This window comes from Romboutsia sp. Marseille-P6047, from assembly GCF_900604535.1.
Lineage (GTDB): Bacteria > Bacillota > Clostridia > Peptostreptococcales > Peptostreptococcaceae > Romboutsia_E.
The window spans coordinates 41,669-63,733 of sequence record NZ_UWOT01000007.1; the positions used below are offsets into that span (position 1 = coordinate 41,669).

Consider the following 22,065-nt stretch of genomic DNA (forward strand, 5'->3'; position numbering starts at 1 on the left):
TATATTGTTAACTATTATATATTTTTTTCATACATTAATATAGATTTAGATTTGGAGGTTATGATATGACGTCTTATATTTTATATTCTATAGCTATTGTTTTATTTATTTTATCTTTTATAAAAGATAAATCTAAAACTAAAAAAGCAATTATTAAAGCACTCAAATCTTTTGAAAATATAATGCCTCAATTTTTATCTATCATAATAATTGTTGGAATAATATTATCTTTATTAGATACCGAAACTATATCTAAATTTATTGGTTCACAATCTGGATTTTTAGGGGTTTTATTTTCTGCTATAGTAGGTTCGACCGTTCTTATGCCAACATTTGTGGCTTTTTCAACAGCAGATGCTTTACTTAAAAGTGGTGCAGGATATGCTCAAGTTGCGGCTCTAGTGTCTACTCTTACATTAGTAGGAGTTATGACCTTCACATTAGAAGCTAAATATATAGGTAAAAAGGCTGCTTTTGTTAGAAACTTTATAGCTTTTTTATTTTCTTTTTTAGTTGCTTTTTTTATAGGAGTGATGCTTGGATGAGTAAATTAAAATATATACTAAATAGGTATAAATTTGTATTATTATTTACTTGTATTTTGATATTTTTACTTATATTTTATAATGATTTAGGAGTAAATACTTTTAATAATGCAAAAAGTAGTTTCTTACAAATGATATCTGTACTTCCTCCTATTATGCTATTATTAGGACTTATGGATGAATGGGTATCTAGAGAATCTATGATGAAATATATGGGTGAGGGTTCAAGTATATTAGGAATAGTTTTATCTATTGCTCTAGCTGCATTTGCTGCAGGACCTATGTATGCAGCATTTCCTTTCACAGCAGTGCTTATGAAGAAAGGGGTAAAATTTTCTAATATAATAATATTTATGAACTCTTGGTGTGTAATTAAAATTTCTACTTTATTATTTGAAATCGGTGCATTAGGTTATAAGTTTACATTTCTTAGATTATTAATTGATATTCCTGGAGTTATTATTATGGGATATATAGTGGATTATATTGTTAATAGAAATGTTCCAATAGAAAAAGGGCGAATATCAAAATAAAAATATTTTAATATTGCCCTCTTTCTCTATAATGGTAAACTTTTGGAGGATGTGAGGGAGCTTACCATTATAGATTTGGGTATTATTATGTTTTAAGCTAGTCTTTTCATATTTAATATTACTACTTATATATGAATTTAATATGTATTTTTTATGAAAACTTATTGAATTTCATAGATAAATTTTTAAAATTTAATAGTAAATATTACAGAATTATTCTTTCCATATATATTGTACTCAAATCCATGTCCACTTAATATAGTACTAACTATGTAAAGACCTAATCCACTACCTCCAGTTTTTCTATTTCTAGACTTTTCTATTCTATAAAATGGATTAAAAATTTCTTTAATATATTTTTTTTCTATAGTTACACCTGTATTTTCTACTTCTAAATAAGGCTTTATAGTTCTAGCACTTTTCTTTTTATAAAGTCTTATTATTAATTTTTCTCCACTTGGTGAATATTTTATAGCATTATTAATTATGTTATTAATTGCTCTAGTTATTTTTTCTTCATCTGCAATTACTGTAATATTTTCATCTATATTTAGTTCCATTTTTAAATTTTTTTCTTCAATTAAAAAAATTTGTCTTTTTACTAGCTTATCTAGAAGATTACTTAAGTTTATACTACTTAAATTTAAATCCTGCTTTAAATTTTCGGTTTTAGATATTTCAATCATCTCATTAACTAATTCTTTTAATTCCTGAGTACTTTCATATGATTTTCTAAGATAAGTATCTCTATCTTTATATTTTCCTATATTATAAATCATACCTTCTATTTGACCACTAATTATTGTTATTGGAGTCTTTAATTCATGAGATATAGTAGCTATAAAATCTCTTCTTTTTTGCTCTTGTTCTCTTTCACTTTCAATTATTTTTATAAGCGGTTTAGTTACTGTTGAAGAATATATAAATGCACCTATCATACCTATAAGTATTGCTACTAATAATATATATGGCATTATATTTCTAATTACAAGGCTTGCTTCATCAATGGGCTGTAATGGCATCATTACATCTAGCCTATATGGAACTTCAGAATCATTTGTAATTATATATCTATGTATACTATACTCTTTTAATTTATTATTTTTGCTTGTTTTTATATTATCTTTTCCGCTATAAATATCAATCCTTCTTAATGAAACTATTTTATTTGATCCATATATAAATTTTCCATTTTGCTCACTTAAAATTATAGATAGATTTTGATTATTTTCAAGATGCTCAAGATTTTCTTTTAATGCCTTTGTATCTCCATAAGCAGCATTTTTTATCAAAGTTGTTATTTCTTTATCTAGTGTTTCTATTTTATATTTATGATAATACACAGGCAACCAATTATAAAGTATTAAATATATTATTAAAGCTAAGGCCACAAGAAGACCACTAGTTATAAGAAATAACTTATATTTAATGCTTATTTTCTCCCATCTATTTAATATCTTTTTCAAGAGTATATCCTATCCCTTTTACAGTTTTTATATATGGTAATTCTATTTTTTTTCTTATATTTTTTATATGTGCATCAACTATTCTTGTATCACCATAATAATCATATCCCCATATACTATCTAATAAGCTTTCTCTGGTTATGACTTGAGGATATTTTTCCACTAAGCTTTTTAATATATTAAATTCTTTTAAAGTTAACTCTACTATATTTCCATCTACATTCACCGTATATGTATTCAAGTCTAGTTTTAATTTTTCAAAATCTAAACAGTCACTATTTTCTATGGAACTATTACTTCTTCTTAAAACTGCTTGTACTCTTTTTATTAATAAATTAAATGAAAAAGGCTTGGTTATATAATCATCACATTCTAGTTCAAATCCCTTTAACTCATCATTCTCTTGATTTAAAGCTGTTAAAAATATTATTGGTACATTAGATGTCTTTCTTATCATCTTACAAGCTGAGTATCCATCTAAATTTGGCATCATTATATCTAATATGATTAAATCATAATTATTTTTCTTAAAAAGCTGAATTCCTTCTAGTCCATCACTTGCATAATCTACTTTATAGTCCTCTGCCCTTAGGAATTCAACTATAAGTTCTTGTATATTTGCATCATCTTCTACTACTAATATAGATGCGCTCATTAGATCACTCCTATCATTTATTGTTTTGTATATTTATATTTTAGCCTACATATATGAATTTAATATGAAAAGTTTGATTAAAAATTATTTTCTACAGATATAAGCGTGAAAGTAATAAAAGCTTAGACTTTAGAACTTTATACATTATTACATAAGACATCAAAAAGTTTCATTATTGGCTCTTTTAATAGTAAAATTACTGTGCAATTTATTAACTTTCCTACAATTATTATTTATCCCCCCCTTTAAATAAATCTAAATTTAAATATATAAAAAACCATTATGTATAATGTTAATTCTTATATACATAATGGTTTGTAATTTTTTAGAATTTAATAACTTTTTAGCATTATCTATTTATTAAATTTAAATCCTTTTAATCTAAGTGCATTTGTAACTACTGATACAGAGCTTAAACTCATAGCCGCTGCTGCTATCATAGGATTTAAGAGTGGTCCTCCAAATATATATAAAAAGCCTGCAGCTACTGGAATTCCAACTGTATTATATCCAAATGCCCAAAATAAGTTTTGTTTTATATTTTTTATAGTTGCATTACTTAATTTTATTGCATTAGGCACATCCATTAAATCACTTTTCATAAGAACTATATCTGCAGATTCCATAGCTACATCCGTACCACTACCTATAGCTATACCTATATCTGCCTTTGCTAATGCTGGTGCATCGTTTATACCATCTCCTACCATGGCTACAAACTTACCTTCATTTTGTAACTTTTCAACTTCTTTAGATTTATCTTCTGGTAAAACTTCTGCTAAAACTATATCTATGCCAAATTGAGATGATATTGCTTGTGCTGTTTTCTTATTATCTCCCGTAACCATAGCAACTTTTATTCCCATATTGTGTAATGTTTCTATAGCTTTTTTACTACTTTCTTTTACAACATCTGCTACAGCAATTATTCCACCAATGGAATTATCTATTGATATATACATTGGAGTTTTACCTTCACTTGCTAATTTATCAGATTCATTTTCTAAACTACATAGATCAATTTTATTTTCAACCATAAGTTTTTTATTTCCAAGCAATATAGATTTATTATCTATTACAACTTCTATACCATGGCCCGGTATAGCTTTAAATTCTTGTATATTTTTAAACTCTAAGCTTTTCTCTTCTCCAAACCTAACTATAGCTTCTCCTAATGGATGTTCTGAATTTTTTTCTGCACTTGCTGCTAAACTTAATAAGTAGTCTTCATCTATATTATTAGAAGTTATTATATCAGTAACCCTAGGCTTACCTTCTGTTATTGTTCCTGTTTTATCAAATATTATTGTATCAATTTTATGTGCAAGTTCTAGTGCTTCTCCACCTTTTATAAGTATTCCATTTTCAGCACCTTTTCCTGTTCCAACCATTATAGCAGTTGGAGTTGCAAGGCCTAGTGCACAAGGACAAGCTATAACAAGTACTGATATAAATATAGTAAGTACAAATACTAAGTCTTTTCCTCCAAATATCCACCATGCTAATGCAGAAATTACTGCTATAGTCATTACTATAGGAACAAAATATCCTGATACTGTATCTGCAAGTTTTGCTATTGGAGCTTTAGTACCTTGGGCATCTTCTACTAATTTTACTATTTGAGCTAAAGCTGTATCGCTTCCAACCTTTTCTGCTTTAAATTTAATACTACCATTTTTATTTATACTTGCTCCAGTAACTTTAGAACCTATAGTTTTTTCTACAGGTATACTTTCTCCTGTTAACATTGATTCATCTACTGAAGTACTTCCTTCTATTACTATACCATCTACGGGTATCTTTTCACCTGGTTTTACTAATATTATATCTCCAACCATAACTTCATCAATTGGAGTTTCAACTTCATTTCCATTTATTATTAATATTGCAGTTTTAGGTTGAAGACCCATAAGCTTTTTAATTGCTTCTGATGTTTTACCTTTTGATCTTGATTCAAAATATTTACCAAGTAATATAAGTGCTATTATTATACCCGCACTTTCATAGTAAAGTTGATGATGGTGCATACCTACTATACTACCATTAGCTATTTGAATAGTTGTATATAAACTGTATAAAAACGCTGCACTTGTACCTATTGCAACTAATGTATCCATATTAGGACTTTTTGCAAACAAAGACTTAAATCCATGTATATAAAACTTATATCCGGCACCCATAACTGGTAATACTAATAATAATTGTATTAGTGCATAATTTAAAGTATGAGTCATAGGATTTAATATTCTTGGTAATGGCCATGGTCCTATAGGCTTTGGTATCATAGGCCCCATTGCTATATAAAATAAAGGTATAGCAAATACAGTTGCTATTATAAACTTAGTAAATAAAGTCTTCATCTCTTTCTCTTTTTTTAGTTTATCCTCATCTATATTTAAACTTTTTTCTTCCTCAATTGGTTTATACCCAGCCTTTTCTATAGCTCCTTTTATTTGAGATAACTTTACTAAAGATGGGTTATAGATTATTGTTGCTTTATCTGTAGCTATATTTACATTTATAGATTGTATTCCATCAAACTTCTTAACTACTCTTTCTACAGCTTTAGCACATGATGCACAAGTCATTCCTTCAATCTTCATTTCTATAGACTTGTTATCTTCTTCAACGTCAACTCCATACCCTGCTTTTTCTATTACCCCTTTAATTGTATCAAAGCTTACTTTAGAATTATCGTAAACTATATTTAATTTCTCTGTAGCTATGTTTACACTTTGCTCTTCTACACCGTCTAACTTTCTAACTACTCTTTCTACAGCTTTAGCACATGCTGCACAGGTCATACCTGTTATTTTATACGTTTCATTTATTTTATTTGAACTCATATCAATCTTCCTTTCTATTTATTTTATAATTATTATATACCCCTTAAGGGTATGTTAAATCATTTTTTCTCAAAAATCAATTAAAAATTTTTATTCTATATAATTTTTCCCATTTAGGTTGTTTTTACTTGCTTTATTACATAAAAAAAGCACACCTTATTTTGATGTGCTTTTTATATCTTATAATTTTGATATTAATTTTTGTATTAATTGTTTTTTTAATTCTTGCATCATTTCATTATTAGAATTGCTAGTAGCCTTTTGTGTAGATTTCTTTCCATTCTTACCTGAAGATGATTTTTTCTTTCTAGACATATACAACCCTCCATATTTATATTTCTTATTATATAAATATGATTTTTGATGACCTAAGTTGACAAAAACTAAGGTTTTAATAATTATAGTTTTAGATTTATAGTAAATATTATAATTTATTACTTTTTATACATCTTTTCAGGCTCATATATTATTTTAAAACATTTACTAAATTTTTAAATAAATCTTTATTATCTTTTATTTCTTTTTCATTACCAACAACTGCTAAATAATCCTTATTCATAACTTTATCAACTATTTCTGAATAAGATTTTATATCCTCAACCTTAGTATTTAAAACTTCTTCTCTTTCTTTCTTTCGATCAGCATTAGTAATATTTCTAATAAACATTGAAGTTGCTTTCATTCCTTTATAATAAGGCATAAGTGGCGTATCTAAATTACTGATTGTTCCTATTATATATTTTGTCATTTCTCTATCAGATATATCAAAGTTTTCTAAATAGTTTCCTGCACCTTCATAAGCATTAAGAGTATTTACTAAGTTAGGATCTCTATAAGATACAAATATCATGCTTCCTTCTCTATTTATATTACTCATAGCCCCATATGCTCCACCTTTTACTCTGACATTATTCCAAAGATAATCATATCCAAGTATAGTTTTTAGTACTAGCATACTACCACTATAATCATACCCTAATTCTTTATAGTTATATCCTTTAGCAACATACTGTACATTTGCAGGAGTCATCAATCCTTCATTTTTTTGCTTATTTACAAATTTATACTCATAAGCTTCTAGTTTTTCATTACTTAATATATTGGTTAATCTATCTAAATTTTCTTTTAATAGATTTACTTCTTTCTCTTCTCCTGTAATTGATACAGTTAAGTTATTTTTATTAAATATAGTTTTTTGAAGTTCATATAATTTTTCTTTAAGATTATCAAACTCACTATCAAAGTTTTTCTCTATATTCTTTAAAAATTCATAATAATCATATCCTGATATTTTTTCTAAATAAGATGCAGTTGGAGAGAAATATGATGTAAGTCTAGCATTAGCTACTTGATGACCAGCTTGCATTAGATTCATCTCTATTCTAGAAATTAGTTCTCTTATAATTTCTCTTATTCTTTTACTATCTTCAAATAGTGTATTTTCTATTATATCAGATAGTATATCTATTGACTTTCTACACTTATCGTCCATTACTTTAATATGAGCCTCTATGAATGGATAAAATTTATTTATATCCTTATCATTTGAATATACTACGTTTTTGAAGAATAAATCTCCTGTGTTTATAAGTATTTCATTTGATAATTCTTTATAATCATAAGTTTTAGTATCTACCTTAGTAAGTAAGTTACATAATAAGCTAAAATATGGTATATCTTCTTCTTTAATACATTTTGCATAAAACATAAAATTTAAGTAAGCTATATTGCTAGTAAATGATCTAAAATGAAGTAAGTCTATATCATTATACTTACTTTCTTCTATACTTAAATCTTCTACCTCTTTTCCTATATCCTCTATAGATAACATTGGTATGGTCTCTAGGACTTCTGGTAAGTCAGGTGTACTCTGACGTAGTATTAAACTTTGTGTTTCTTCAACTATTTTATCTAATTCTTCATCATTTAATCTCTCTTTATATAATTTAAGCTTTGCTTTTAATTCTTCATCTTCTTTTTCAGCTAACCCTTTTTCTGGCTTTAGTACAAGTAAAGAAGAATGATTATTATCTAAAATATATTTTTGTATAAGATTTTCGAAATAGTTACTTGTAAGTGCCTTTTTTACATTTTCTATAGCCTTTTCATATTTTATATGCATAAGTGGATCTCCACCATAAAGCCATGTATCCATAGCATTCATATAATATATAAGACCTTTTGGATAACTTCCTGTATCGCCTTCTCTTAGTTTAAATTCAAATACATTTATACAACCTTCTATTAATTTTTTATCTATACCGTTTTTCACAAGATCATTAAGTGTATCATATACAATTCTTTTAAATTCTTCTTTTTTATCTATATCACTATTTTTAACGATTATACTAAATACTGGTTGTAATATCCCATTATCAAAACTACCAAATACATCTTTTCCTATCTCTGCATCTATTAATGCTTTTTTAAGTGGTGCACCTTCTGTTTCTAATAATAAATATTCTAATATATTTAATCCTGTATAAACATCATCATCTGTAGACCTACCTGTTACATAATTTAATGCTAAGTAAGTTTTTTCTTTATCATCATCTTCCATGGATATAGAGTATGAGTAATTTACTTCTTTCATTTCATTATAAGCATCTTGTGGTTTTATATCTGCATCAACTTCTATCTTATCAAATTTAGATAAGTAATTATCATTTATAAACTCCAGTTGTTTTTCTAAGTTTCCATCTCCATATAAGAAAATATAGCTATTCGATGGATGATAGTACTTTTTATGAGTATCTATAAACTGTTCGTAAGTTAAATCTGGTATATTCTTAGGATCTCCTCCTGACTCGTTATAGTAAGTGTTATCAGGGAACAATGTTTGTTGTATTCTTCTTAAAAGTATACCTTCTGGAGAAGAAAATGCCCCTTTCATTTCATTATAAACTACGCCTTTATAAGTTAAATCCTCATCTTTATTCTCAAGATCATAATGCCAACCTTCTTGCATTAAAATTTCCTTAGTGTTATATATATTAGGGAAAAATACAGCATCTAAATAAACATCCATTAAGTTAAAGAAATCTTTATCATTTTGACTTGCTATTGGATATATTGTTTTATCAGGATAAGTCATAGCATTTAAAAATGTATTCAAAGATCCTTTTACTAGTTCTACAAATGGTTCTTTTGTAGGGAATTTTCTTGATCCACATAACACACTATGTTCTAATATATGCATAACTCCAGTACTATCATTAGGAGGAGTCTTAAATCCTATTGCAAAGACTTTATTACTATCATCATTTTCCATATGTAAAAGTCTTGCTCCTGTTTTTTCATGTTCAAATATTTTAGCTTTTGAATTAACTTCTTCTATATATTCTTCACTCTTTAAAATGAAACCATTATATAATTTACCTATTTTATATTCCATTTTTACCTCCTATTTTTCTTTGTATATATATTTTCCTATATTTATATTATAGTTATACCCTATTTTTTGGTAAACCTTAAATATTTATTTTTTATTCTTATATAATATTTATTTTTAAATTTACAATTGTATCAGTACAATATTTATTGTTTTCTATTTTGTAATTCAATATAATTAAGTTATTAAATTTATTTATAAATTCGGAGGTTATTATGAACAATAAAACAAAAAAAATAGTACTAAATGGACTTATGATAGCCTTAGTTTGCATATCTACAATGGCTATACAAATACCTGTTCCAGGAACTCATGGTTATGTTAATATAGGTGATTCAATTATATTTGTTACTTCAATTTTATTTGGCCCTATATCTGGATTTTTAGCTGGAGGTATGGGTTCCGCTTTTGCAGACATTTTAAGTGGTTATACACATTGGGCTTTATTTACATTTATTATAAAAGGACTTGAAGGATATATAGTTGGAATGTTAGCAAAAAAAGGTGATACAATTTTTAAAAATGTATCATCAACTATTATAGGTGCAATAATTATGGTATTAGGATACTTTATAGCTGGAGCATTTTTAGAAGGAAGTTTTGCGGTTTCATCAACATCTATACCATCAAACTCCATACAAGGAATTGTAAGTATAATTGTATCACTTCCAATATATCAGTCTTTGAGCAATATAAACTATATAAAATCTTTAAAAAAACATAGTCAAATATAAAAAGTCTATCTGATACTTTTATTATTAATATAGTATCAGATAGACTTTTTATATTTGAGAACCTATAATTGTGTCTACTATATTATTCAAATTTCCTCTTACTTTAAAATTAGTGTATATTGGTATCATGAAATTTACTTTTGATCTCATATCGCTACCTTCTTTTTGTATACTACTAGTTAAGTTAATAAATTTGTTTAAAAAATCTTTATCTTCATTACTTAAATCATTTACATCCTTAAGTAAAATAGCATTTAATTTATCAGATATATTAATCATAGTTCCATCTACTTTACTAAGGTATTTTCTTAATAATACTGTATTTAAAGTATAATTTCTAGAATTTATCATAAATCCTCTTAAATCATCCCAATGCTCTTTTGCATTATAAATAGCTTTGTTTTTACTTTCATTTTCTTTGCTTCCATTTACGACTTCACTCAAATCAGAGTTGTAATCAGCTACATTCACCAAACATTGAGACTGATAATTAAAAACATCTTTTAAATTTTTAGATAAAGAAATATTTAAAATTACAGACATTAAAAGCAATAATATAATTAATACATATATAACATTATTTTTTATCTTACTCATATGATTATCTCCTAAAAAAAATGTTAGTATTATTTTATATTATGCCAATTTAAAGTTAATATTATTTTCATCCTAATAAAAATTTTAATACTATCTTCCCATTCCTATTATCATTCCTATTGCATATGGTACTAGCCATATAACCCAAACAACTATACTAAATTTGTGGAAGGTAGCTTTTCTTTTTTCATCATTCTTAACTAAAACATAAGTTGCCCAAAGTGCATGAAATAACATTAATACGATTGCTAAAAATCCTGTTAAACCATGTAATGTTTGAGTTGCCACATCACCTATAGCCATTCCAGATTTAGCTATTTTACTCATAATCATAGTTCCTGTTGTATCACATATTAATCCTAACCAAAATAAAATTAAATGAGTTTTATTAAGACTCTTTGATCTTCTCTCTCCAAATACACCTATTGTATAAAATACTAAAGCTAAAGTTATTGTAACTATTGCAAATATTAAAGTACTATTCATCTTTTATTCTCCTTTTAATTTATTTCTTAATTTAATTAAACTTTCTTTCGTTTCTTTTACTTCTTCATCAGTAAAATTTTCAAATATTTTATCAAAACTCCTATTTATATCATGTCTAAAGTTTTTAGCGTATTCTAATCCTTTATTTGAAAACTCTATATAAGTATTTCTTTTGTCATTTTCTAGTTTAAATTTTTTAACATAATCAGCCGCTTCTAATCTACTGACTATACCTGATACGGTTCCTTTTGCTAATGACATCTCTTTACATAATTCTGATATCGTAATCTTTCCTTTATGAGCTATTAACTTTATAACCATAGTTTGCTGATGTGTAAGACTACTTTCTTTTAAATTATCATTTACAATCTCTATGGTACTTGCATATATTTCTTTTATCAACATTGCTATTTCAAATGAATCGTATTTCACTTAAATGTACTCTCCCTATCATTAATTATTGTATTTTAATTTAGTATTTTCAAAGTTAAAACAATTTATTAAAAAAAGCACACCAGATGTAAATAATGCACCTCCAAGGCCCATATAAAAACTGCCTAAATAAACTGGATTAAATATATTTAAACTTCTTATTGTAATTCCAAAAAACATCATACATCCCATTATTATATAACTTTTCTTATCAAAAAAGGCAAATATACATCTTCTTTCTGACTCGTGACTTAAAATTCTTTTAATATGTTTTTTCAACATCTTACTAAAAATAAAGTTAAAGAATAAATAATAAACTACTATAGCTATTCCTAAAATTATTATTATATTTGCATTATTGTTATTTACATCTATTTGACCTAGTGTGAATACTCTAAATCCTGCTACTAACCATACTAATCCTGCTACTAATAATAGTGTTTTTTTATTTGCTTTTATTATGTTACCCATTTTATGACCTCCCAACTTAGTTCTTATGCAAACCGATTAGTTTCTATGCAAACTATTTTATTACTATAAATCATTTTTGTCAATAAAATTATTATAATAATATTTACTATAAAAAAATAAGTTATCTCATTTACTTAGAGATAACTTATTTTTTTATCTTATAACTATACCCATTAATTTTGTTAAGTCTAAAGCTTGTTCTACAGAAAAAACTCCTCCTTGAACATCTTTTAGCCTTAATTCTATACCATCTATATTACTAGTTGTAAAATCTACATCATTTAAGGATATTCCTGTAAATACAGTTTTTATTAAATTTGAATTTTCTAGATACATACCTTCATTTTCGACCTCTTGAAAGACAGAATAACTAAAATCCGAATTAATAATATTAATTCCTTTAAATTTTGAAAATGCTAAATTCAAATATCTTCCCATAGTTTCTTTAAAAACTACACTTTTTAAAATACAATCATTAAATAAACTTCCTACTAATTTACAATTTATAAATTCAACTCTATATATTCCACTGTTTGAAAAATCTATATTAGATAAATCACAATTTTCAAATATAACATCTACCATATCAATTTTTCTAAAATCACAATTTTCAAAAACTACATTTCTAAATACACAGCCATTTAATCTAATACTTACTTCACTTATATCATGTATTTTATCATCATCAATTAATGCATCCTCTACCGTTTCGTAATCAAATATTTTATCTAAAACTTCTTCACTTGTATATTTATACAGGTTATTTAAAATTTTAGGTTTTTGTATCTTTGTCTTCTTGTTCATTTCATCATCCAATCTTAATGTATTTTATAATATTTTACCATATAGACTATATTTAATAAGATAAAGCTTTTTCTATATTCTCACTTTCTAAACTCAATAACTTATCACTAGTTAACTTTATACCAATAGCACCTATAGGTGCTGTAATTAGCACACTTAATATTGCTATAGCCTGCATTATATCTCCACCTACTACTCCCATTTGCAAAGGTATATTAGCTTTAGCTGATTGCACAGTTGCTTTAGGTAGATAAGCTATAATACAAAATATTCTTTCTTTTTTATTTAGATTTGTACCTGTAAGAGCTAATAATACCCCTATTGACCTTATAAATAGAGAAATACTTAGAATAACTACTCCACCAAAGAAGTATTTTCCAACTACATTTGGATTAATTGCCATTCCAACAAAAGTAAATAAATATAATTTACCTATTCTCCAAATAGAGTTCATACTATTTAAAATTACTTGAGAACTATCATTAGTATAATTTCTTATAAAAAATCCATAAATCATAACAGTTAATAATGAATTAAATATCTCAACATATAAACTTTTTTCTACAAGTCTCATTATTAAACATATAGCAAATGGTATTAATGATTTTATATATTTATTTTTAGACTTTTCTATTAATATCCTACTTAATTTAAAAACTATATATCCTACAAATAAACTAAATATAATTGTTAATGGTATACTGATAATTTGATTAAATATTGATATTTTTTCACCACTATTACTCTGAATATATATACCTAAGAATGTTGTAAATAAAGTTATCGCTATAGTATCATCTGCACTTGCACCAACTAATAGCATTTGTGGTATTGCTTTATCTTGACCTATTTTTCTCTCTATCAACGATACCATAGATGGTATTAATACTGCAGGGCTAACTGCAGCTATAATAAAACCTAAGATAGCTCCTTGTGTAAAAGTAAAATCTAAAAATATCATAGATAAATATGCTACAGCAAATCCTTCTAACGTTGCTGGTAGTATACTCAAAAGTAAAGCTGGTCTACCTATCCTTTTTATTTGAGATATATTTATTCCAAGACCTCCTATAAATAAAACTGTAACTAAAGCAATATCTTTTAATGTTGGCGATAAATTTAAGACTTCTTTTGGTACAAAATCAAAAAATGATGGCCCTATTAACATACCAACTATCATCATTCCTATAAGTGATGGTAGCTTTAATTTTTCAGCTACTTGACCACTAAAACTTGCTATAAACCCTATTATTACTAAACTTAATATTAAAAACATACACTCCTCCTATTTTCAAAAAAATAGACTCCTACCCTCAATTAGAGAGTAGGAGTCATTAGCTTTCGCACTTTAAGGCGAACTCCATCGCCGATTTAGTTATTCTTACATTTAATTTTATCAGAATTATATATAATTGTAAATATTAACAAAATATAATTTATCGTAAGTTATATTTTATTAACTTTGACTGGAAGTATTATTGTAAAAGTACTCCCTTTATTTAATTCACTTTCTACAAAAATCTCTCCATTATGCATATCTATAATATGTTTAGTTATAGTAAGCCCTAAACCGCTTTCTCCCTTACTTTCAGAACTGTGATCTATAACTTGATTAAATCTATCAAATATATATTTTTGATTATCTACATCTATACCACTACCAGTATCTCTTACTGTTATCTTGATTTTTTCTTTTAAATCATATATTTTTACTTCTATTTTTCCTCCTGGTGGTGTAAACTTTCTAGCATTATCAATTAAATTAATTATACATCTTTCAATTTCTCTTCTATCACACTCTATAATTTTTTCTTCTATATGCGGATCTATAATTAATTCTATATTATTAGCTTCTATATAATCTTTCATATCTAGAGCTGCTTCTTCTACTATATATACTATATCCTCATCTCTTAAATCTATATGATAATTTCCATGTTCTACTTTAGATGTATCTATTATATTATTTATAAGATTAAGTAACCTTTTAGTGTTATTTCTCATCACATTTATATGGTAATCTAAGCGATCTCTTTCTATTCCATTTTTCCTTTTATTAAACTCTAATAACAGTTGTTGCGTACTAGATATTACATTTAAAGGCGTTCTTAATTCATGAGATAAATTTACAAAATAATTATTTTTATTACGTTCCAACTTTATTACTTTATCAAACAATTCCTTATTTTTATTCATCTCATTATTCAATTCTATAGTCCTATTTTTTACCAATCTATCTAATCTTTTTACTTTTTGTTCTATTTATATAAATGACAACTATTATTAATATTGTATAAATTATATAGGCAATAGGACTAAATAATATATGAGGTTTTACATAAAATGTAAAATTAGATTCATCACTAATTACACCATTATGATCTACTGCCCTTATCTTAAAAGTATATTCTCCATAGTTTAAATTTCTATATATTATTTTATTTCCATCTGATAAACTCCATTTTTCATCTATCCCGTCTATTTTATAAAAATATTTAGTATTATTAGTATCAGTATAGTCTGGGAAAAAGAATTTTATAGTTAAATTAGAATTATTAGAAAGTTTCATATTACTTATATCTGTATAACTTTTTCCATCTACTTCAAATTCTTCAAAAACAACTTTTGTATTACTATTTCCTTTTTTCATATCTTTTGGATTAAATGTATTAAATCCATTAATCCCACCAAACATTATTTCTCCGCCTTTATTTTTATAATAAGCACCTGCATTAAACTCATTGCTTTGAAGCCCATCCATAATACTATAATTAATAAATCTTTCACTTTTAGGGTTTAGTACAGAAATTCCATAATTAGTACTCATCCATAAGTTATTATTATCATCAGCTATTATAGAATATATATTATCATTACATAAACCATCTAATTCTGTATATTTTTTATATTCTTCAGTTTCTTTATTTATTCTATTAAGACCATAACTAGTTCCTATCCAGATGTAATTATCATCTTCATAAAAAGCATATATAGTTGTTGATCCTATATCTTCTTTATTCTCTCTATAAACATTTATTATATTTTTATTAATATCTAGTCTTATAGTATAACCTTGTTTAAATGTTCCAATTAAATAACTTCCATCTCTTAACTCATATATAGATTTGACATAATTATCTTCTATACCATATTTTTCAAATTTATCATTTAAACTTATTATTTTTTCAGTTTTTGTATCTAATATATTAACTCCACTAGGTGAGCCTATCCATAAATATCCTTTACTATCTAACATTAGCACTTTTATATTATTATTTAGTAACCCATTATCTTCACTATATTTTTTTATAGAGTAATCTTGCTTATCAATTCTATTTAGCCCATTTCTAGTAGCTACCCATACATAATCGTCTTCTCCAACTATAAAATTTATGCTACTATCTGATAAACCATCTTCTTGATCAATGACTTTAATAACATCTCTATTATTTCTAGATATTATATTTATTCCACCAGATTTTGTACCTCCCCATAGATATCCATCATTATCTTCATATAATCCGTGAATTACATTATCATTTAATGATTTATCATTGTCTATTGAATTTTTATAATGTTCTACCTTATTATTAGGGTCAAATATATTTATTCCTGAGTAAGTACCGACCCAAATCAGTCCATTATTATCTTCCAGTATTCCAAATGTTTGATTATTTAATAAACTATATCTATCATATAACTTATTTTGATAAGTTATGAAGCTGTCACTTTCTTCTATATATTTTGATAATCCTTCATCTGTACATACCCATATAGCTCCACTTTTATCTCTTAATATATTTGTAACGTAACCGCCTTGAAGAGATGTTTCATCACCTTCAACATTTTGATATACAGTTATTTCATTTGTATTTATATTTATTTTATTTAATCCTTTACTTTCTGTTCCTACCCATACATATCCATTTCTATCACTATATACTTTATAAATACAATTTTCACTTATAGAGTTTTCATCTTCTGTGCTGTAAAATTTTTGTATTGTTTTTTCACTTACATCAATCTTATTTAAACCAAAATATGTTCCTATCCATATATCTTTATTCTCATCTTGAGCCAAACTGTATATATCTTGACATGTTAATGTATCTTCATCATCAAGTATTCTATCAAAACTATCTGTTTTGGGGTTATATAAATTTAATCCATTTTCAGTTCCAACTAACACCCTTCCATCATCAGTTACTAATATATCCGCTCCATTATTACTTGATAAATTACCATTATCTTTTCCTTCATAATAATTAGTAATTGTGTTATCTTTATTACTTATTTTACTTACTCCAGATATAGTTCCAACCCATATATTTCCATCTAAATCTTCTTTTATAGAAAAAATATAATTACTCGCTATGCTTGTCTTTGAATCTTTTCCATATTTATATACTTTAAAATTATATCCATCATATCTATTAAGACCATCATTAGTACCTATCCATATATATCCTTTACTGTCTTGGTATATTGACTCTGCCGTTGATTGAGATAAACCGTCTATCGTCGTTATGCTATTAAACTGAATATTATCATCATATGCATAAACATCTTTATACACAAAAAGTAATAATAAACAGAATATAATAGGGATTTTTAATAATTTCTTAATCATACTCATCTCCTAAAACACTTGATTTTATATATAAATATAGGGTAGCTACAAAGCCACCCTATATTATTTACTTAGAAAGGACTATATAATCTGCACTTATATTATCTTCTTCGAAAGTTGTTATATAACTTTCATTAGGAAATAGTTCTTTTAATTTATCTATTGATATAAAAGTATCTGCATCCTTAACTATCTCATTTACAAATGTTACATGTGCTTCGTCTGCAATATTCTTATCTAGTATTTGATTGTAGATAGATGCACCTCCTATTATATATACATCTCTATCTTCATTATCTAAATAATTTTTTAATTCATCAAAATTAGTAAATACTTTAGCACCTTCATAAGATTTTCCTGAAGTTGTAAGTACTATATTTTCTCTATTTGGTAAAGGCCTTACTGGTAGTGATTCCCATGTATTTCTTCCCATTACTACTATATTTCCTGATGTTAATTTTTTAAAGTTTTTTAAATCATCTTTTATATGAAATAAAAGGTCATTATCTCTTCCTATTGCACCATTTTTATCTACTGCTACTATAATTTTTATCATGTCTACCTCTCTTTATATTGCTAATTCAAATTTTAACTGAGGTTTAACACTCTCATATCCAACTAATTCAAAGTCATCTATTGTGAATGAGTAAAAATCAGTTTTTTCTGGATTTAATATTAACTTTGGTTGACAGTTAATAGGTTCTCTTTCTAACATTATTTTTGCATTTTCTTCATGTCTATCATATAAATGAAGATTTATTATATAATGAGTAAATTTACCTGGCTTTAGACCACAATGTCTAGCTACCATCATTAATAAGGCTGTGTACTGCATTCCATTAATATGACCTGCAACTATAAAATCAGAACTTCTTTGAGTTAATGACATGTCTAAATAGTCACCTCTAACAGTCCATATTGTTTCATATGCACAAGGCTTTAATCCGTCAGTTTCTTTAAAATCTTCTTCTTGCCATAAGTTCATTATATGTCTTCTTCCATAAGGATCCTTTTTTATTCCTTCTAAAAGATTATTCATAAGGTTATACTTTTTAACTGTTGCTCCATATCTTTGGCCAATAGTTCCAGGTCTGTCTTTACTTTCCCATTCGTCCCACCAATGTATATTATACTTATTTTTTAATATATCTAGACTACTAGTTTGATCTTGGTATATCCAAAGTATTTCTTTTATTGCATTTTTTATAGCAATTGGTCTTAGTGTTATTATTGGTAATTCACCTTTATCTATATCATAAGTATGTACTTGATGAGTTATAAAAGTACTATGAGCTGGTGCATGATCTGATGGATAGTACGGTCTTGGTCCTTTATCTTTAGTACCTTCTGCTAATATTGTTCTCATTGTATCTTTAAAAATTTTATCTGCTTTATTCATAATTTATACTACCTCCGATTAATATTCTTTTTTATTATATAATAAATACTGAATTTTATCATCGTTTTTTATATTATATAGATTATAATTTATAAAAACAAAAAAGAACAAATTAATTTGTTCTTTTTGTTCTTTTATAATGTAAGATAGACAATATTCAATTAATTACTTTTATTTTTAAGGAAGAAATATTTTATACTTACTATAATTACAAAATTTTTATACAGTATACGCGTTTTGCTTATATTCTTCTAAGTACTGTTTTACCATAAATAAATTTTCAAATATATATGAAGATTTCATTTTCATTTCTTCACTAGGTTCTATCATATCTGGAACATGTATTACGGTCATGCCTCCATTATATCCTGCTTCTATTCCAGCTGGTGAATCTTCTACAACCATACATTCTTCTGGTCTAAGCCCTAATTTTTTCGCAGCTTTTAAAAATATTTCTGGATTTGGCTTAGAATTTTCTACTTCATCTCCACATATAATACCATCAAAAACATTTTCTATTCCTGCACTTTCTAATCTCTTAATAGCTCTTTTCCTATTAGTTGATGTTGCTAATGCAATCTTATATTCATTTTCTTTCAAAAATCTTAGTAATTCATGTACTCCTAATTTAGATGGTGTTCCATTTAATTCTAAATATTCATTCATATATTTAGTTCTACATTCATAAATATCATCTAACGGAAATTCTATACCATAAGTTTGTCCCAGTACATTTCTTATACTTTCATTATTTCTTCCAATAATTGATGTATGTACATCCATATTATAGTTATACCCATACTTTTTAAATGCTTTAACCCAGCATTCAAATGATATTTTTTCTGTATCTATGAGTACTCCATCCATATCAAATATAATCCCCTTTATATTCTCCATTTTTCCCTCCATTTTAATATACTTACTTTGTATATTATCAGAATTACATGAATAAATCTATTAAATTATCTTTTGATAAGTTCTTAAGAATACTACTATCTTCTAAATTATTATCTATAACGTTATCAATTAAATCTTTTTTACTTTCTTGAAGGCCAACAACTCTCTCTTCAACAGTATCTTTTGCTATTAGTTTAACTACATCTACAACATTTTTTTGACCAATTCTATGTGCCCTATCACTAGCTTGATTTTCAACAGAAGGGTTCCACCAAGGATCAAAATGTATTACCATAGATGCACTTGTTAAGTTAAGTCCTGTTCCACCGGCTTTTAATGATATTAAAAATATTTTAATATTCTCATTTGCATTAAACTCATCAACTAATCTTATTCTATCTTTCGCATTAGTTTTTCCATCTAAGTAGCTATATGATATATTTTTTTCATTTAATTTGTCTTCTATTAAATTTAAAACCTTAGTAAACTGAGAAAATACAAGTATTTTTCTATCTTTATTTTCATCTATTATATTAAATAATATATCAATCTTAGAATTCTTGCCTTTATAATTTTTAACCATAATTTCTGGTGCCAATACTAACTGTCTAAGCTTTGTTAAATAAGAAAATATAGATATATTATCATTGCTAATTTCTTTTATCTTATTCTTTATTAGCTTTACAAATCCTATATAAGCTCTTTTATGTTCTTTTTCTAATTCAATATAATACTTATGTTCTATCTTATCTGGCAATTCTTTTATAACTTCAGTTTTAGTTCTTCTTAATATAAAAGGTTGTATCATTCTTTTTAGCTCTTCTCTATTTTTTTCATCATTTACAAATATATTTTTAAATCTTTCTTTAGAATAAAGATAATTAGGCATTATGAAATCAAATATAGACCATAACTCTATTAGATTATTTTCTATTGGAGTACCTGTAAGAGCAAACTTAATTTTTGCATTTACACCTTTTATAGTTTTAGAAATTATAGAATCTGGATTTTTTATATTTTGAGCTTCGTCTATAAAACAATAATCAAATTTAATACCTTTATATTGCTCTTGATCATTTCTATAAGTATTATAAGTTGTAAGTACTATATCATAGTCATTAGCCCTACTTATTATTTTTTCTCTTTCTGCCTTATTTCCATGAGCCAATCCTATATTTAAACTTGGTGCAAACTTTTCAAATTCATTTTTCCAATTATGTATTAACGCAGTTGGAGTAATAACAATACTCTTTTTTTCCTTCTTATAAAGTAAAAACGATATTGCTTGTAATGTTTTACCCAGACCCATTTCATCAGCTAAAATTCCTCCAAATTCATAGTCTGATAAAGTATTTAAATAATCGAAACCTTTAATTTGATAATCTCTTAATTTTGCATTTAAATTAATTGGAATTTCATGTTTAAACTTAGATACTTTTTTGTATCGTTTAGAAATATTAGTTATATAATTCTTTCCAACTACAAAATCTATATTTTCTTTCTCTATTACATTTTCTAGATACATTGACTTATTATTTGGTATTTTCATATTATCAAAGTCAATATATATACCTAATGTATCTATAATTTTAAATACATTTATCAAGTCTTTATTTTTTAAATCTAAATAACTCCCCGTAGATAACCTGTGTAGTTTTTTATTTTCTTTATATGAATTAAAAATTCTTCTATATTCATTTTTATTTATTCCATCTATATCTAAATCTACACCTATATAACCACCTCTAGACTGACTTGTATTAAATGTCAAACTTGGATCTATTATATTATCAATATTTTCTTTATATGCAAAATCTTCTTTTTTATTTAAACTATCAGTGCCACTCAACACTGTTGCTACTATGTGCGAACAGATTTTAGGTTGACTATCTCTTGAAATAAAATCTTTACAGTCACAGCTATAGTTTAAAATCGCTCTAGTCTTGCTATTAATCATTATAATACTAGTATAACTTTTATTTGAATACTCATCTAAGACAGTTCCATAAAAAGTAAATATTCCTTCATCTTCTTTTGAATAACTATCTCTTACTAAATTTCTTTTATATGATGTAAAACCACTATTATATCTAGTTCTATCACTATTAAATTCTATTATATTTTTTATTATATTAATATCCATTTAATCACCACTCTTTCATTCTTATAATTATACAAA

At 25.8% G+C, this 22,065-nt stretch carries 20 protein-coding genes and 1 riboswitch; of the genes, 3 read left to right on the plus strand and 17 right to left on the minus strand.

Annotated features, from left to right (window positions below):
• Positions 1 to 65: 65 nt before the first annotated feature.
• Together EIH23_RS08750 and EIH23_RS08755 are read left to right on the plus strand one after the other, a co-directional pair.
• The gene (locus EIH23_RS08750; RefSeq protein WP_122639914.1) at positions 66 to 545 is read left to right on the plus strand and encodes a permease; all 480 of its coding nucleotides are present in this window, start codon (positions 66 to 68) and stop codon (positions 543 to 545) included.
• On the plus strand, positions 542 to 1,078 hold the full coding sequence (locus tag EIH23_RS08755) for a permease (RefSeq protein WP_122639915.1): 537 nt from the start codon (positions 542 to 544) through the stop codon (positions 1,076 to 1,078). Before EIH23_RS08750 ends, EIH23_RS08755 begins: the two co-directional genes overlap by 4 nt.
• A 185-nt stretch (positions 1,079 to 1,263) precedes the next feature.
• Here the strand turns inward: EIH23_RS08755 and EIH23_RS08760 are convergent, their stop codons facing one another.
• The 5 genes from EIH23_RS08760 to EIH23_RS08775 form a co-directional block, all read right to left on the minus strand.
• Positions 1,264 to 2,544, minus strand: coding sequence for a sensor histidine kinase (locus EIH23_RS08760; protein WP_122639916.1), 1,281 nt, complete (start codon positions 2,542 to 2,544; stop codon positions 1,264 to 1,266).
• Positions 2,525 to 3,199 carry a response regulator transcription factor gene (locus EIH23_RS08765; protein ID WP_122639917.1) on the minus strand — a complete coding sequence of 225 codons (675 nt, stop codon included), beginning with the start codon at positions 3,197 to 3,199 and terminating at the stop codon, positions 2,525 to 2,527. The genes EIH23_RS08760 and EIH23_RS08765 overlap by 20 nt, the downstream gene beginning before the upstream one ends.
• A gap of 353 nt (positions 3,200 to 3,552) precedes the next feature.
• A complete protein-coding gene (locus EIH23_RS08770) occupies positions 3,553 to 6,045 on the minus strand; it encodes a heavy metal translocating P-type ATPase (protein WP_122639918.1) in 2,493 nt (830 codons plus the stop codon).
• 180 nt (positions 6,046 to 6,225) lie between these two features.
• Entirely contained in the window at positions 6,226 to 6,360 is a 135-nt protein-coding gene (locus EIH23_RS16745; RefSeq protein ID WP_279265847.1) for a hypothetical protein, read from the minus strand.
• 151 nt (positions 6,361 to 6,511) lie between these two features.
• Positions 6,512 to 9,439, minus strand: a complete 2,928-nt coding sequence (locus EIH23_RS08775; protein WP_122639919.1) for an insulinase family protein — start codon at positions 9,437 to 9,439, stop codon at positions 6,512 to 6,514.
• A gap of 212 nt (positions 9,440 to 9,651) precedes the next feature.
• Here EIH23_RS08775 and EIH23_RS08780 point away from each other — a divergent pair, with 212 nt between their 5' ends.
• On the plus strand, positions 9,652 to 10,170 hold the full coding sequence (locus EIH23_RS08780) for an ECF transporter S component (protein ID WP_122639920.1): 519 nt from the start codon (positions 9,652 to 9,654) through the stop codon (positions 10,168 to 10,170).
• Positions 10,171 to 10,218: 48 nt separating this feature from the next.
• Here the strand turns inward: EIH23_RS08780 and EIH23_RS08785 are convergent, their stop codons facing one another.
• The 12 genes from EIH23_RS08785 to EIH23_RS08835 form a co-directional block, all read right to left on the minus strand.
• Positions 10,219 to 10,767, minus strand: a complete 549-nt coding sequence (locus tag EIH23_RS08785; RefSeq protein ID WP_122639921.1) for a hypothetical protein — start codon at positions 10,765 to 10,767, stop codon at positions 10,219 to 10,221.
• Between the two features lie 90 nt (positions 10,768 to 10,857).
• Positions 10,858 to 11,253, minus strand: coding sequence for an HsmA family protein (locus EIH23_RS08790; RefSeq protein WP_122639922.1), 396 nt, complete (start codon positions 11,251 to 11,253; stop codon positions 10,858 to 10,860).
• A 3-nt stretch (positions 11,254 to 11,256) separates the two neighbouring features.
• Positions 11,257 to 11,685: a MarR family winged helix-turn-helix transcriptional regulator gene (locus EIH23_RS08795; RefSeq protein WP_122639923.1), complete on the minus strand. Its 429-nt coding sequence runs from the start codon at positions 11,683 to 11,685 to the stop codon at positions 11,257 to 11,259.
• A gap of 21 nt (positions 11,686 to 11,706) precedes the next feature.
• A complete protein-coding gene (locus EIH23_RS08800; protein ID WP_122639924.1) occupies positions 11,707 to 12,156 on the minus strand; it encodes a hypothetical protein in 450 nt (149 codons plus the stop codon).
• A gap of 153 nt (positions 12,157 to 12,309) precedes the next feature.
• A complete protein-coding gene (locus tag EIH23_RS08805) occupies positions 12,310 to 12,960 on the minus strand; it encodes a pentapeptide repeat-containing protein (protein ID WP_122639925.1) in 651 nt (216 codons plus the stop codon).
• A gap of 52 nt (positions 12,961 to 13,012) precedes the next feature.
• Positions 13,013 to 14,236: a cation:proton antiporter gene (locus tag EIH23_RS08810; RefSeq protein WP_122639926.1), complete on the minus strand. Its 1,224-nt coding sequence runs from the start codon at positions 14,234 to 14,236 to the stop codon at positions 13,013 to 13,015.
• Positions 14,237 to 14,278: 42 nt separating this feature from the next.
• A riboswitch (Fluoride riboswitch) is annotated at positions 14,279 to 14,337 on the minus strand.
• 69 nt (positions 14,338 to 14,406) lie between these two features.
• Positions 14,407 to 15,168 carry a sensor histidine kinase gene (locus EIH23_RS16595; RefSeq protein ID WP_243113362.1) on the minus strand — a complete coding sequence of 254 codons (762 nt, stop codon included), beginning with the start codon at positions 15,166 to 15,168 and terminating at the stop codon, positions 14,407 to 14,409.
• A gap of 25 nt (positions 15,169 to 15,193) precedes the next feature.
• Positions 15,194 to 17,590, minus strand: a complete 2,397-nt coding sequence (locus EIH23_RS08815; protein WP_243113363.1) for a ligand-binding sensor domain-containing protein — start codon at positions 17,588 to 17,590, stop codon at positions 15,194 to 15,196.
• A 67-nt stretch (positions 17,591 to 17,657) separates the two neighbouring features.
• Positions 17,658 to 18,146, minus strand: coding sequence for a dihydrofolate reductase (locus EIH23_RS08820; RefSeq protein WP_122639927.1), 489 nt, complete (start codon positions 18,144 to 18,146; stop codon positions 17,658 to 17,660).
• Positions 18,147 to 18,158: 12 nt separating this feature from the next.
• Positions 18,159 to 18,989, minus strand: coding sequence for a thymidylate synthase (locus tag EIH23_RS08825; protein WP_122639928.1), 831 nt, complete (start codon positions 18,987 to 18,989; stop codon positions 18,159 to 18,161).
• Between the two features lie 219 nt (positions 18,990 to 19,208).
• Entirely contained in the window at positions 19,209 to 19,886 is a 678-nt protein-coding gene (locus EIH23_RS08830) for an HAD family hydrolase (RefSeq protein WP_122639929.1), read from the minus strand.
• A gap of 43 nt (positions 19,887 to 19,929) precedes the next feature.
• A complete protein-coding gene (locus tag EIH23_RS08835; RefSeq protein WP_122639930.1) occupies positions 19,930 to 22,029 on the minus strand; it encodes a DEAD/DEAH box helicase in 2,100 nt (699 codons plus the stop codon).
• Positions 22,030 to 22,065 lie beyond the last annotated feature (36 nt).